Annotated in this window: 13 protein-coding genes and 1 pseudogene; 6 read left to right on the top strand and 8 right to left on the bottom strand. The window is 37.6% G+C overall.

Annotated features, from left to right (window positions below):
• The first annotated feature begins 114 nt into the window (after nucleotides 1-114).
• Nucleotides 115-462: a hypothetical protein gene (locus ACOMCU_RS16465; protein ID WP_421050805.1), complete on the top strand. Its 348-nt coding sequence runs from the start codon at nucleotides 115-117 to the stop codon at nucleotides 460-462.
• 47 nt (nucleotides 463-509) lie between these two features.
• Here ACOMCU_RS16465 and ACOMCU_RS16460 read toward each other — a convergent pair whose 3' ends face one another.
• Nucleotides 510-644 (bottom strand): hypothetical protein, encoded by a 135-nt coding sequence (locus tag ACOMCU_RS16460; RefSeq protein WP_421050771.1) that lies wholly within the window; start codon nucleotides 642-644, stop codon nucleotides 510-512.
• Between the two features lie 93 nt (nucleotides 645-737).
• Here ACOMCU_RS16460 and ACOMCU_RS16455 point away from each other — a divergent pair.
• Nucleotides 738-906: pseudogene (locus tag ACOMCU_RS16455) on the top strand (IS5/IS1182 family transposase); the annotation flags it as partial.
• A gap of 145 nt (nucleotides 907-1,051) precedes the next feature.
• Here the strand turns inward: ACOMCU_RS16455 and ACOMCU_RS16450 are convergent.
• Nucleotides 1,052-2,431 carry an FAD-binding oxidoreductase gene (locus tag ACOMCU_RS16450; RefSeq protein WP_421050770.1) on the bottom strand — a complete coding sequence of 460 codons (1,380 nt, stop codon included), beginning with the start codon at nucleotides 2,429-2,431 and terminating at the stop codon, nucleotides 1,052-1,054.
• A gap of 77 nt (nucleotides 2,432-2,508) precedes the next feature.
• Entirely contained in the window at nucleotides 2,509-2,718 is a 210-nt protein-coding gene (sspI, locus tag ACOMCU_RS16445) for a small acid-soluble spore protein SspI (RefSeq protein WP_010860143.1), read from the bottom strand.
• Nucleotides 2,719-2,955: 237 nt separating this feature from the next.
• Between sspI and ACOMCU_RS16440 the strand changes: the two genes are divergently transcribed.
• Together ACOMCU_RS16440 and ACOMCU_RS16435 are read left to right on the top strand one after the other, a co-directional pair.
• Nucleotides 2,956-3,492, top strand: a complete 537-nt coding sequence (locus ACOMCU_RS16440) for an RNA polymerase sigma factor (RefSeq protein WP_421050769.1) — start codon at nucleotides 2,956-2,958, stop codon at nucleotides 3,490-3,492.
• 209 nt (nucleotides 3,493-3,701) lie between these two features.
• The gene (locus tag ACOMCU_RS16435; RefSeq protein WP_421050768.1) at nucleotides 3,702-5,873 is read left to right on the top strand and encodes an EAL domain-containing protein; all 2,172 of its coding nucleotides are present in this window, start codon (nucleotides 3,702-3,704) and stop codon (nucleotides 5,871-5,873) included.
• A gap of 112 nt (nucleotides 5,874-5,985) precedes the next feature.
• On the opposite strand, the gene ACOMCU_RS16430 is transcribed toward ACOMCU_RS16435, so the two are convergent.
• From ACOMCU_RS16430 to ACOMCU_RS16420, 3 genes are all read right to left on the bottom strand, one after another.
• A complete protein-coding gene (locus ACOMCU_RS16430) occupies nucleotides 5,986-6,177 on the bottom strand; it encodes an H-type small acid-soluble spore protein (protein WP_010860141.1) in 192 nt (63 codons plus the stop codon).
• A gap of 12 nt (nucleotides 6,178-6,189) precedes the next feature.
• Nucleotides 6,190-6,348, bottom strand: coding sequence for a YfhD family protein (locus tag ACOMCU_RS16425; RefSeq protein ID WP_155242467.1), 159 nt, complete (start codon nucleotides 6,346-6,348; stop codon nucleotides 6,190-6,192).
• Nucleotides 6,349-6,487: 139 nt separating this feature from the next.
• Nucleotides 6,488-7,906, bottom strand: coding sequence for a LysM peptidoglycan-binding domain-containing protein (locus tag ACOMCU_RS16420; protein WP_421050767.1), 1,419 nt, complete (start codon nucleotides 7,904-7,906; stop codon nucleotides 6,488-6,490).
• Nucleotides 7,907-8,100: 194 nt separating this feature from the next.
• On the opposite strand from ACOMCU_RS16420, the gene ACOMCU_RS16415 reads away from it, so the two are divergent.
• Nucleotides 8,101-9,450 (top strand): FAD-binding oxidoreductase, encoded by a 1,350-nt coding sequence (locus tag ACOMCU_RS16415; RefSeq protein WP_010860139.1) that lies wholly within the window; start codon nucleotides 8,101-8,103, stop codon nucleotides 9,448-9,450.
• A 91-nt stretch (nucleotides 9,451-9,541) separates the two neighbouring features.
• Here the strand turns inward: ACOMCU_RS16415 and ACOMCU_RS16410 are convergent, their stop codons facing one another.
• Nucleotides 9,542-12,433: a DUF3427 domain-containing protein gene (locus ACOMCU_RS16410; protein WP_421050766.1), complete on the bottom strand. Its 2,892-nt coding sequence runs from the start codon at nucleotides 12,431-12,433 to the stop codon at nucleotides 9,542-9,544.
• A 34-nt stretch (nucleotides 12,434-12,467) separates the two neighbouring features.
• On the bottom strand, nucleotides 12,468-12,863 hold the full coding sequence (mutT, locus tag ACOMCU_RS16405; protein WP_421050765.1) for an 8-oxo-dGTP diphosphatase MutT: 396 nt from the start codon (nucleotides 12,861-12,863) through the stop codon (nucleotides 12,468-12,470).
• A 243-nt stretch (nucleotides 12,864-13,106) separates the two neighbouring features.
• Between mutT and ACOMCU_RS16400 the strand changes: the two genes are divergently transcribed.
• Nucleotides 13,107-13,578 (top strand): PTS sugar transporter subunit IIA (locus tag ACOMCU_RS16400; protein WP_421050764.1); only part of this gene is annotated, 472 nt, incomplete at its 3' end.

Below are 13,578 nucleotides of genomic sequence, written 5' to 3'. Positions count from 1 at the left end.
TTTCGCGGGCATGGCTTCAGTCTCCTCGTCGCGAGGGCTCCTGTGGGGCCTTTTCGCTCATGCTATTCCCGCAGAAGTCGCCGCCTGCGCTCCAATCAACTAGTGCATCTATAAATGATTGAGGTGATGGATAGAAGGAATAACAATATTTATAATGAACGATATCCATTAGACATGCTGACAATTACCCAAATGGTGCCTGAAGACCATTTAGTACGCCAATTGGAAGCGGCTATTGATTTTAATGTTATTTATCCATTAGTAGCATCTCAGGTCTCGAAAATACTTAATGTTTACAGTTTTTTCTTTTCAAATAGAAGTATCTTTAGGAACTCGTTGATTTGCGCTGCGGTGGACGCTTTTCGCGGGCATGGCTTCATTCTCTTCGTCGCTAGTGCTCCTGCGGGGCCTTTAGCTCATGCTATTCCCGCAGAAGTCGCCGCCTACGCTCCAATCAACTAGTGGTCGTCTATAAATGATGGAGGTGATGGATAGGAGGACGAACAATATTAATAATGAACGGGATTGCTGACAATGGACTGACCAAATGGTGCCTGAAGATCATTTAGTACGTCAATTGGGATTTTCTTAAGTATTTTTATGTAACCGTTGATTTGCGCTGCGGCGGACGCTTTCGCGGGCATGGCTTCATTCTCCTCGTCGCGAGGGCTCCTGTGGGGCCTTTTCGCTCATGCTATTCCCGCAGAAGTTGCCTGCGCTCCAATCAAATAGTGTACTTCTATCGCATCTTAAAAGAAATTGCGGATCAAGGATTATGGAGCACTGACCATGTCTTTATTGATTTGACACATGTCAAAGTGAGTGCGAACAAGCGTAAATTTGCAAAGAAAATCGTGCACAAGGAAACGCGTGCATTATGAGGCAAAACGTCAAGAAGGGCTGAATCAAGTCGCGTACTACTGTCGTTAATAAGGGCTATTTGTAACAACTATTTTTGATAAATGTCAAAAGGTATTCGGCATGTGAACATTCCGAATACCTTTTGTGGACAATCTTTTAAAAAAAGTATGATTCTAGACCAAGCATAACTTTACATTGAGAAAATTTTACCTGGATTCATGATGTTGTTTGGGTCAAGAGCTGCCTTGATGCTCTTCATGACCAGTAAAGAAGCGCCGTGCTCCGTTGCCTGGTATTTCATTTTTCCGATACCTACACCGTGTTCACCGGTGCATGTGCCGCCACGAAGCAATGCATATTGCACGAGATGTTCGTTAAAACCATCGGCCTTCGCCTGTTCCTCAACGTCATTTGGGTCTAACATCAACAGGGCATGGAAATTACCGTCTCCCACATGACCTACAATTCCTCCTGCCAGTCCAACTTCATCTAGTTGTTCACGAGCATATAAAATTGTTTCAGCTAACATTGAAATTGGCACACATACATCTGTCGACATGAGCTTTTTCCCTGGAAAGGCATGAATATAGGCATAGGCCAGCGAATGACGTGCCTCCCAAAGTTTGTTGCGTGCGGCATTGTCATGCTCAAATTCAACAGTCAAACAATGAAAATCTTCAAAAATTTCTGTTGCAAATTCGATATCAGCCTGCATACCCGCTTCATTTCCGTGGAATTCTAAAAATAATGTTGGTTTTTCATTATAAGATGTTTCATTATAAATATTTGCTTGTGTTATAGAAGCCTCATCAACAAGTTCGACGCGTCCAACTGAAATGCCTGCTTGTAATAATGTGGCAACTGCACTGACAGCATCGCCGACTGTCGCAAATACTGCACGACCAGCAGTCACAAACTCCGGTATACCATAGACTTTCAAAGTTAGTTCGGTAAAGCAACCTAATGTGCCTTCAGAACCGACAAATAAGCCATTCAAGTGATAACCAGAAGAAGATTTTGCTGCCAAACTACCTGTATGAATAACTGTGCCATCTGCGAGTACAACTTCTAAATCACGTACTTGATCGCGCATCACGCCGTAACGTACAGCGGTCGTTCCACTTGCATTTGTTGCTGCCATGCCGCCAAGTGTAGCGTCAGCACCAGGGTCTACAGTGAACTGAAGCCCATGTTTTTTTAATTCCTTATTCAACTGTGCACGTGTCACACCAGGTTGTACTTTAACGAGTAAATCCTCTGGTCGAATATCCAAAATGGCATTCATTTCAGAGAAGTCGATGGAGATTCCCCTTGCAATTGGAATCGCATTGCCCTCTAAGCTTGAGCCCACGCCAAATGGTACGACTGGTATACGCTCGGCATGTGCAACTTTCAAGATGGCACTGACATCCGCTGTAGAACGCGGAAAAACAACGATGTCTGGCATGCTCATTGCGTGATGGGATTCATCTTTCCCATGTAGCTCCCGCACCGTTTCGTTCGTTGATACTTGCTCATCCAATAACACTTTTCTTAGTTGATTTACTATTAACTCTACAGCAACAGACATTCCAATCCCTCCAAACTTTCAGATAAATCTAATTTATCATGCGTTTATTGGAAATGGAATGAACTGATTATAAAAAATTAGTGTGCAAAGACTTTTTCTAGCTTTTGTACGAATTCATCCTGCTCAGCAGTACTAGATTGTTGCCACCACTTCTCAAAAAATACACCGAGACCTGGTAGTAAGTGTTCCTCGCCGCGTTCAATAGCATCTACAACAATATCCTTAATTTCTGTTGCTGATTGTCCATGTACATTGGCTGTAATCGCATCTCTTATTTGAAAATTCATCTAATTCTTCGCCTCCTTATTAGTAATTTGTCCATCGATTCAAGAAATATGTATAAAAATCAGAGCAAAACTTAGGATTTGGGAAATTTCCACCCTATATTTCTGTAGTTAGTTAAACAGCTATTTATATATCATATGGGGGATTTCAGCAAAATGGCTGTTCGACGCGTTCATTATGAATGGCTACGATAGTATCACCTAGGAATAACGGATTGTGCACAGTCGGCAGGATAAAAAATGTCTAAACAACATGAAAAGCAACTCCTATCACCAGAGCTACCATTTGCAAAAGTATTAGAATTAGTGCAGCCAATGATTACGTCTATTTTTTTGAAGTGTCATATTTACAAAGATTTTGACTATTATCGACATATTGCTGCAATAGCGGTTTGGGAGGCATGGAAAAAAGCTGACCCTGCGAAAGGGCTATTTTCTTCTTATATTTATACGACAGTGAGAGGAGAAATCATGAAGGAGTTAACAAAAGAAAAACGTATTGAAAAGCAATTTGCGCCGATGGATGATGAGACGTTAAATGCATACCGAATACGTGAGGAGCAAGTTGATCACGAGGTAGAGTCGGCTTTGTTAGAAACGATAATGCTCCAATTAAAAATGGAGGAAAGAAAATTGTTAGTTCTTTTTTACTTGGAGGATTATAGCTATGAAGAGGTAGCAAGTGAACTACAGTTGTCCGTTGTAGCAGTCAAAAAAAGACGTGTAAGACTGATGATAAAACTTCGTCAACTTTTAGCTTCTAAAGAAGAACGATGAGATATAGGTATGCTAATATCTAAATAAATTGAATATTAGCATACTTATAATAATTGCATACAAATTCCAAAAAAAATGCTATGATTTGTAAGAAGTCAAAGAAATATACAATTTTAAAAGCTTTATTTCTTATTAATAGATGAAATTACCTATTTATTTCGAGTGATACATACTAGTATTAGGGTTCAAAAGGGTATGGAGGGTTAGTGTTGGAGAAAAGGAGTAATCATCAAAAGTTAGACAAGAAAGAGATATGGTATATAGCATTACCATTACTATTGTTAATACCTCTCTTAGGTTACGGGAATCAGCTCAACAGAGTTTATACGGAAGAAAGTTACATATATTTAAATTTAGTTATGCAAATACTGATTGTTGTTTTTACAATGGCAATTGCCATTCATTCTTGGCTAGTATTTTCACACTTATTATCAAATCAAACATTATACATAGGTAGCTTGTTTTTTATCATTGCACTTTTAGAGATAGCAAACATTGTTATATTAGGGGCAAATGCTATGCAAAGCTCTTATATGAACATGTGGTTACATCTGCTCATGCGTTTATGTTTGGCAATAGGTGTATTGTTTATTATTTTAAAAGCTAAAAAACGATTAACGATGGTTTATCGAGTATATACATATGGCGTTTCCTTACTATTTGTTACGTGTGCACTTATTATTTTGTCTAGACCTCCGATGATTTTACAGCCATTTATTGAAGAAGATACCTGGGTGTATATCGCACTTGATAAGGTTCACCTATTAGCAGCGATTTTGCAAGGTATAACGATATATATTCTATGTAAGTATTATAAAAAAGTACCTAAACGAGTCATGTGGCTAATTAGTGCGGCATTTTACTTAATTTTAAGTGATATTTTATTTGTTATTGGGAAATATCCAAATGAAATTTGGAACTTTTCAGCGCTTATTTTCCAATTTTATGCGTTTTATCTGATTTTAAAAGCGATATATTATACATCGGTTGAAAAGCCTTATCAGCAACTTTTACAGATTAAACAAGACCTTGAACACTCGCAACAGGAACTACGATTTCAAGCCTATCATGATGATATTACACAACTACCAAACGAGCGTCTTTTGCTGAAAATCTTGAAGGAAGATTTGCATACAGATAGAGAGCAAAAAGCAGTAATCGCAATTGAAATTGATCGATTAGCAGCGATTAGTGCATCTATCGGGATTAGTTATTCCAATAAAATGATGAAGCTCGTATCGGAAAGAATCCAAGCGATTTTACCTCCACACTACTTTGCGACAAAACTACGTGAGGGTCAGTTCGTCGTTTATATTGATCATGTTCGGACAAAAGAAGAGCTGTTGCAATTTTGCTTTAACTTAAAAAGTGCTATGGATAAGCCATTACAAGTACAGCTATTCTCTCTAAATGGTAATTTAAATATTGGTATTGCGTTACATGAAGATGGTAGCTCAGGAGAGGAATTATTGATGCATGCGCAGTTAGCTATGCGTGAGGCGAGCCAAATCCCACAGCGATTTCTTTTTTACACCCCTAGTATGTCTAACGGCATGGCAGATCGTATCATGCTGGAGCAAGAACTACATAAGGCACTTACAAATCATGAATTTTATCTGGAATATCAGCCACAAGTAAATTTGAAAACAGGTAACATTGAATCTGTGGAGGCACTTGTACGTTGGCGCCATCCAACAAGAGGCTTTGTACCACCTGATATGTTTATTCCGATTGCAGAAGAATCCGGCCTTATTATTCCTCTTGGAAAATGGGTATTAGAAACAGCATGTTGCCAAGCAAAGACGTGGGAAGCACAGGGTCTGCCACAAATGAAGGTGGCAGTCAATTTATCGCTCGGACAGTTATTCCAGCAGGATTTGGTGCAAATGGTTAAGGGGATTTTACAGCAAACAAAGTTAGAGCCTCATTATTTACAACTAGAAATTACAGAAAGTATGACGATGAATATCGATCAAATGACACAGTTGCTTCATGAACTTAAAGCACTTGGTATTCAAATTGCAGTCGATGATTTCGGTACGGGTTATTCGTCGCTTTCATACCTAAAAGATTTCCCCATCGATTGTTTGAAAATCGATCGTGCCTTTGTACGTAATATTCAGCATGATCCTAACGATGAAGCACTTGTTTCCATGATTATTTCAATGGCCAAGCATTTACGCTTAAAAGTAGTTGCTGAGGGAATTGAGGAAGTGGCTCAGCTTGCATTCCTTATTGATGGCGGTTGTGATTATATCCAGGGCTATTTATTTAGTAAGCCAATTGCCGCTGAGCAACTAACAGCAACCTTTAATGAATTACATAGTCATGCAGATGAGATTCTAGGGCAGTTTAAATATGTTGAGGAATATATTATTTGAAAACCGACAATAAGTAGGATTTACAATAATTCCCTTGAAACGATGCGCAAAACGAGCACGCAAAATTTAAAATTGCGTGCTCGTTTATTTAGGGTTTAGACAAATGATGTTATTAATGTACGAGATATTCTTCTTTTAATTCTGAAATATCGACTTCGGATCGTTCTTCTAACGAGCGTCGTAAATGCACAGTTGCTGTTTTTTCATCATCGTGAAGCTTGTCAATCCATACAGAAACGTCATTGTATGTTACTTCATATTCTGATGAAGAGGCGACAATTTCTTGCGCACGTTGATATTCCAATCGAAGCCCTCCTTATTTTTTTTGCTTATTTTTAGTTACTGCATTAATAAGCTCCGTAAACTCTTGCGAAAACTCTTCTTTCACTTTGTCTGGCGCGATTTTTTGGTTTTTTGGCGTTTGAGGTAATGAACCTTTGTTGTTACTTTGCCCTTGCTTATTATCTCTTCCCATGTTGCATTCTCCTTTCCATTTGATATATCTTAATATGGCATTGAAACGGATTTTTTATCATGGGCAAATATTGGACAAGAAAAGTGAAGAGCAATTTGCAAATACATTTTAAGCTGTTGTGCAATAATAAAAAAGACTATTATGTTTTGTATTGTTTTATAATCGAGAAATCGTTATTTAATAATACCCAGTTCTGTGGGAAAGGGAAACCTAGTGCCCAATAGCTGACACCACGAAGATTGTATTGTGTAACCATGTTGAACTTCGCTTGAGCGCTTCTGGCATCTTCAAACCATACTTCATGATTTCTACCTTGTTCATCAACATAACGGAAATAAGGAGATTGAGCAGTCATATCATATTGAATGGTTGCGCCATATTTTGCTGCTCTACTGATTGCTTCTTGAGGGCTAAATGTCTCTGCTTCTTGCCCTTGAACATGTGGCAGAATCCAGTCTCGGGCATAAATTTGAAAACCTAAAAATATTTTTTCAGCAGGAATTACTGAAAGGGCATATTCCACAACTTTCCTCATTTCGTTAATGGGCGAAATAGCTTGTGGAGGACCCAGTCGATAGCCCCATTCATACGTCATCAACACCACAAAATCCGCAATTCTCCCGTGTGCCTCATAATCATGTGCTTCATATAATGTTCCAGTTTGGCTGGCGCTTGTTTTTGGTGCAAGAGCAGTCGAAACTAAATATCCTTTCGGGTGAAGACGGTCAACAGCTAATTGTAGAAATAGATTGTAATTTTCCCGATCTGTTGGTAAGACATTTTCAAAATCAATATTTAACACCTTATAGCCCTTATCTTGCATCACTTGCATCACATTATTTATTACCTTCTCTCTTAATGCCGCATTAGATAAAATTACATGCGCTAAATTGGAACCTGCTTCTGTAGAAGAGAAGTTTGTAATGGTTAGCATAGGGATAATATTTTTTGAAATAGCAGCGTCTATCATGGCTTTATCATTTATGGGCTGTAATGATCCATCTTCCTTTATCATATAAGCAAAGGGACTAAAATAAGTAAGCAGATTGCCTATGGCGTCAATAGAATTAACCGCTTCTTCACTCGGCTGATACGTATAAGCATTTACTTCAATTGTAGGTTTCGCTCTTGGAATAATTAAGCGCATTCCCGCATATATCATATTTGGATTTGTGATGCCATTTTCTAAAACTAAAGTTTCAACGGTCATACCATAGCGATTGGCGATTTGTGATAATGTCTCCCCAGGTTGCACAATATGCGTAATTGGTGGAATAACTAGTTTTGTTCCAGGCGTTAAGTTATCTGGATTTGTTAGATGATTCTCTAGGATAAGCAATTGAACGGGCACACCATATTGTTGTGCAATCGTCCCTAAATTTTCGCCACTTTTAACGATGTGCGTTGTATAAGGCGAAGGAATAACGAGTGATTGACCGACCATCAATTGATTTGGATTGGGTAACGCATTTAATTGGACAATCGTATTGAGTGGGACAGCGTAGCGGTTCGCAATTTGCCAAAGTGTTTCACCGGTGCTCACCACATGTATAATCATCAAGACACCCCCCAAAGTAGTTTCATTAGTGCATCATATGTAAAAGGCTATAAAATGAGTATTTATCTGATGCGTAATAAAGGATATACAGTAACGTTTTATACTTTTAAAAATTTCAAAATTCATATTTCTTTCCCAATGCTGTGCATAGGATAGTACATGCACATGGCATCATTTGAGAAAGGAGTTGTACGTTGAAGAAGGTAAAGCTAACAGGAAGAATTGTTACCCCTGGTGATCCGGATTACGAACAGGCTAGGATTAATAACAACTTAAGCATTGCAAAATTCCCAAGTAAAATTGTATTTTGTCAAAATACAAAAGATGTAGTAAATGCATTAAGATGGGTTAGGGAAAACAATGAACCATTTCGAATAAGGAGCGGTCGGCATAGCTATGAAAATTATTCTCTAGTGAATGAAGGCATAGTTATTGATGTAAGTGACATGAATGCAATAACTATCAATGTGAAAGACATGACAGCAAGAATTGAAGCAGGGGCTGATTTAGGGAAAGTATATCGTGAATTATGGGAATATGGCATGACCATTCCAGCAGGAACCGAAAGCAGTGTCGGAGTCGTTGGCTTAACACTCGGTGGGGGAATTGGTATGCTATCACGGCAGTTTGGGCTTACTTGTGATAATTTATTGGAAATTGAAATGGTCGGCGCAAGTGGTCATTTAGGAGCAGAACTTATAAAGGCAAACAACCATTCGAACAGCGATTTATTTTGGGCTTGCTGCGGGGGAGGTGGCGGGAATTTCGGCATTGTCACAGCACTGACATTTAAGCTCCATCCTATTTCAGATGTGTCTATTTTCTCAATCACGTGGGGCTGGGAAGATTTTGAGCTCGCCTTTGATGCATGGCAGAAGTGGGCCCCTTATACAGACGAACGCTTGACCTCACAGATTGAGCTCAAATCAAAGGAAGTGGGTGAAGTTGTTGCCCAAGGCGAGTTTGTTGGTTCAGCACATGAATTAAAAAAACTCCTTCGTCCTTTAAGGAGGACTGGTTCACCGACAAGTGTATGGATAAAGGACGCCCCTTACATCAAAGCTGTGCGATTTTTCGATGTCCCAAGTGGCAATCAACCTGCACTTCGCAAAAGGTCGGGTTCGTTTATTGAAAAACCTTTTCCACACGCGGCTATCAGAAGAATGAAAGAATTTTTAGCTAACGCGCCAAATAGAAATGCTGAAATTTGGCACCAATCGCTCCGAGGTGCAGTAAGCCAGGTTGCGCCAAGTCGTACTGCCTATTTTTATAGAAATGCCCTCATTGCCCAAGAATACCTAACTACATGGGAAGAGCCACAAGAAGAAAAACAAAACATTCAATGGATCGAAGACTTGAGACGAGCATTATCGCCTTACACTGCTGGTGATTACGTGAATTTTCCTGATCGCAATATAAAAGATTGGCCTACCGCATATTATGGACGAAACTTCAGACGGCTTAGAGAAATCAAGACGACATATGATCCATTCAATGTGTTTCATTTTCCACAAAGTATTCCGCCTGTTAGGAAGTGGATTTGAGGGTGCCTGGCACGCACACAATTCACTACAATTATTAAACGAAAAAAAAGATGACATTAAGAAAAAATCCTTAAATGTCATCTTTTTGTAGTTATTCTTCTACTAAGTAATGGTAGATATCGTGTTGCACCGGGTTTTCTAGAAACATGTTCATAGTAGCTACAGAATATGGCTTTCCTTTATCTATTAACTTACCATTTTGAGCACTTTTAGAATCGACAATTCCTTTACCTAGGTAATAAAAATCTTTGCCCTCACCATTATGTTTTTTTACAAACAAGTGAATAGCTATATTTAAAGCATGGGAATTTACAATTGGTGCAATGTCTTTAGCTGTGATGCTTCGATTCTTTGTAGAACACCATTTGAAAATTTCTGCTGATAAAAACTCGTCCATGTATTTAACTTCAGAATCATCATTTTCAGCTTTATGATAATTTACTAAGATAGGACAAGAATTCATCTTGATTCGACCACCATTAAGTGTACCTTCTTCATTGCGATCCCAATTCAGCAGTCTACAGATGTCTTTTCGAGAATATTTTTTATAGAGTGTAAACGGTTGAGTAATATTGTATTGTTTATTCTTCTCATAGGCGCATGAAAGAATGTCAACAAGCATGGATTTGTATTGTGAATTATGAAGGCTAGTTTCCAGCTCATTGTTAAAGTAATATATGTCATTTTGCAACATGATGATAGGTATTGAACCATATTTCTCTCGTGCGGTAGTGACAAAGAAATCTAAAGTCAAATAGTTCTCAACAGAAATAAGTGTTTCATCATCTAAATATGTACCAGATTGTTCTAGTAAACGGATATAATCCATTTTTGAAACTGAGCCAGTTTTTAATAATTGATCGAGTAAAATGATTTCGTGAATTCTTTTTCCATTGATGAGCTCTAATGAAAACATTGTTAAAATAGCAAGCTCATAGCATGACAAAATAGGTACAGTTTCTTTCATTTTAGCTAAAAAGGCGTGGTAGTTTAGACTATTTTCAAAAATAACTTCGGGGTCTAATGAGTTATATTTTATAAAATCAAGGAGTGTAGGAACCCTACCGAGTCGATATTTTAGATCTGTGTATTTCGAGCGTAAAAATCTTACTGACGATAAATTTAATTTTTTTTCATCAATAGCTGCAAAAATCCGCTTCTTAGCAATTTCCTCAAAGTTTATTGTGGAGACCCCTTGAATATAATTTGTATTTACTGTTTTGCGCCGTATGTTATCTTTGTTCATAGTTTGGTCGCCAGATAATGCGATTGGAATTAAGTAATTGTTTTTATAATTACCAATAAAATCGATAACAGTGACATACTCTTTAGAATCATGTTTACGTAATCCTCGTCCAAGTTGTTGAATAAAGATAATGCTCGATTGCGTTTGACGTAGCATAATGATTTGATTTAAATAAGGGATATCAATTCCTTCATTAAAAATATCTACTGTTAAAATGTATTCAAGCTCAGAACGCTCCAATTTTTTAATAGCATCCTCTCGTTCTGCTTGTGAGTGGTCACCTGTAAGAGCCATTGTTTTTAAACCGCGGAGATTTAATGCTGTTGATAATGCATGTGTTTCTTCTTTTGAACGACAGAATATTAATCCTCGTACTTTTTCGCCTGAATAGCCATAGTAATTGATTTTTTCGATAATATGTTTAACGCGTTCATCAGAAACAAGGAACTGAAGTTTTGAAGTATCATCAATGAGTTCACCATCTTTTTCGTATTCAGTAACACCAAAATAATGGAAGGGACAAAGCATATCTTCTTCAAGAGCTGCTTGGAGGCGAATTTCATAGGCAATATTATAATCAAATAGCTCGTAGGTATTATAATTATCTGTACGTTCTGGAGTTGCCGTCATGCCAAGAAGAAATTCAGGTTCAAAATAATTGAGAATGGCCTGGTAAGTATTTGCTCCTGCACGATGCGCCTCATCTATTAAAATATAGTCGAAGTTATTCTTTTTAAATTGTAGTAAATAGCGCTGTGAAGATATAGTTTGAACGGTTGCAAATAAATACTTAGCATCTGTGTCTTTTGAGTTACCCGAAAGAATGCCGAAATCGACTTCTGGACCACCTAGTATTTTTTGATAATCTTGCAGTGCTTTCTTTAAGATTTGCTCTCGATGCACAACAAAGAGCATTTTTTTCGGTGCAAAATTTCGTACATCAAATGCAGATAAATACGTCTTACCTGTTCCAGTTGCTGAAATAATGAGGCCTTTTTTCGCACCAGATGCTCTGAGATTTTTTATTTGTTCAAGAGCTGATGTTTGCATTTTATTTGGCTGGACAGCAAGACTATCTGCTAGAGCGTTTGTTAAATATTGGGGCGCATTAATCTCCAAAGCATTTGCAGTAGTCTGTTTTATAAATGGTTGTAGGACATAGCTTTGTTTGTAATTTGTAATCCATTCATTTGTTAATGGAATTGCTTCATACCAAGCATCCTCAAATTGCCTTTTAAAATGATTGATGACCTCACCATTTTCTAATGATGTTAAAAACATATTCCATTCATAATTTACTTTCAGTGCGCTATCAGTTAAATTTGAGCTTCCTACTATTAACGAATAATAATCTTGATGTTCGAATATATATCCCTTGGAGTGAAAGCCTTTAATGCCAGTCAATCGAACCTCAACATTCTCAAGCTTCAATAATTCTATAAACATCTTCGGTTGATTAAAGTTTAAAAATGTCGATGTTAAAATTCGACCTTTTATGCCCTTAAGTCGGAGGTCGTAAAGCATCGTTTTTAAGGTAGCTAATCCACCTTCTGTAATAAAGGCGACAGAAAAAGTAAAAGTTCGGCACGTTTTTAATTCTTGTAGTAGTGTCGATAAAACATTTTCGTGCGTTTTATTTGTTAGTAGCTTTGGCTTGAATTGCGTAGGTACAGCCTTATTTTGATCAATAAAACCTTTATAAAAAGATTGTTCGATTTTGCGAATTAGTTGCTCCATATACTTCACACCATTTCATTGAAATTCATAGCCTTTATTTTTCATTCATAATTTTTTCAACTGCAGGTATATCAGCAGGAGCGAAGTTAAGTTCAAAAAGTTGTTTACGAGAAACCCATCTAGTTTCAGCGTGTTCGATTGCGATGGGTTTGCCTTTTAATAATTGAGCTTTATACGTTTCTAAGCGAACAATAAACTTTTCGTATTCGTATGTAGTATCTTCCACTTTTTCTCCAACTTTTATAGAGCAATTAAATTCTTCGGTAATTTCTCTGATTAATGCTTGTTCAGGCGTTTCTCCAACTTCGATTTTACCTCCAGGGAATTCCCAATAATTTGCTAATGTCATTTCTGGACTTCTTAAAGCACAAAAAATCTCCTGCTTCTCATTCTCAATAATTGCTCCAACTACATGTACATTTTTTTTCATAAATTTTCACCCTATAATATTATTTATACAATAATCATAGCTGATTTAATGGAAATGAGCAGCAAATTTTAGCAGATTGTTTGAACGATAAGAAATATCTATAAATAAAGGTCAAGTAACTGCTGTTATGACTAAATATTTTAAGACCTCCTCTTATCAGTTCTGCTTTATCCGACAGCATAATATAGTGAAATATACTTTTTTTTGATTCCTTTTATAAGACATGCAAGGGAGGTCGTGCGGATGCTCTCAAAATTATTTGGTAAACGGAAGTTGCACATTTATGCACCGATGCATGGAGAGATTGTGTCACTTGATCAAGTACCTGATCCCGTTTTTAGCGAAAGAATGCTTGGTGAAGGGCTAGCAATCGTACCTATTGATGGGCATGTTCATGCACCGATTGACGGTACAGTCATATTTGTTGCTGAGACGAAACATGCGATCGGGATTCGCGCAAAGGATGGTACAGAGCTTCTTATTCACATTGGTTTGGAAACAGTTTCACTAAATGGGCAAGGCTTTACGATATTGGTGAAAGAAGAGGAGCCTGTATCAATTGGTCAAATACTAATTAAGGTAGATTGGGACTTCGTTCGAGAAAATGCGAAGAGTATTATAACGCCGATACTCATCACCAACAATAAAGAGCGACAAATTCAATATCAAGGATCAAAGGAAGGTATTGTGGGAAAAACATTGTTAATGATTGTTA

Origin of the sequence: Lysinibacillus sp. UGB7 (assembly GCF_049058285.1) — a bacterium.
Lineage (GTDB): Bacteria > Bacillota > Bacilli > Bacillales_A > Planococcaceae > Lysinibacillus > Lysinibacillus sphaericus_B.
The sequence above is the reverse complement of the archived record's forward strand: the minus strand, read 5'-3'. Positions and strand labels throughout refer to the sequence as shown.

Excerpts from the sequence above, each read along its gene's own strand:
- mutT (WP_421050765.1), bottom strand. The coding sequence starts at position 12,863 with ATGAAAAAAAATGTACATGTAGTTGGAGCAATTATTGAGAATGAGAAG.
- ACOMCU_RS16410 (WP_421050766.1), bottom strand. The coding sequence starts at position 12,433 with ATGGAGCAACTAATTCGCAAAATCGAACAATCTTTTTATAAAGGTTTT.
- ACOMCU_RS16450 (WP_421050770.1), bottom strand. The coding sequence starts at position 2,431 with ATGTCTGTTGCTGTAGAGTTAATAGTAAATCAACTAAGAAAAGTGTTA.
- ACOMCU_RS16425 (WP_155242467.1), bottom strand. The coding sequence starts at position 6,348 with ATGGGAAGAGATAATAAGCAAGGGCAAAGTAACAACAAAGGTTCATTA.
- ACOMCU_RS16465 (WP_421050805.1), top strand. The coding sequence starts at position 115 with ATGATTGAGGTGATGGATAGAAGGAATAACAATATTTATAATGAACGA.
- ACOMCU_RS16440 (WP_421050769.1), top strand. The coding sequence starts at position 2,956 with ATGTCTAAACAACATGAAAAGCAACTCCTATCACCAGAGCTACCATTT.
- sspI (WP_010860143.1), bottom strand. The coding sequence starts at position 2,718 with ATGAATTTTCAAATAAGAGATGCGATTACAGCCAATGTACATGGACAA.
- ACOMCU_RS16460 (WP_421050771.1), bottom strand. The coding sequence starts at position 644 with ATGCCCGCGAAAGCGTCCGCCGCAGCGCAAATCAACGGTTACATAAAA.
- ACOMCU_RS16420 (WP_421050767.1), bottom strand. The coding sequence starts at position 7,906 with ATGATTATACATGTGGTGAGCACCGGTGAAACACTTTGGCAAATTGCG.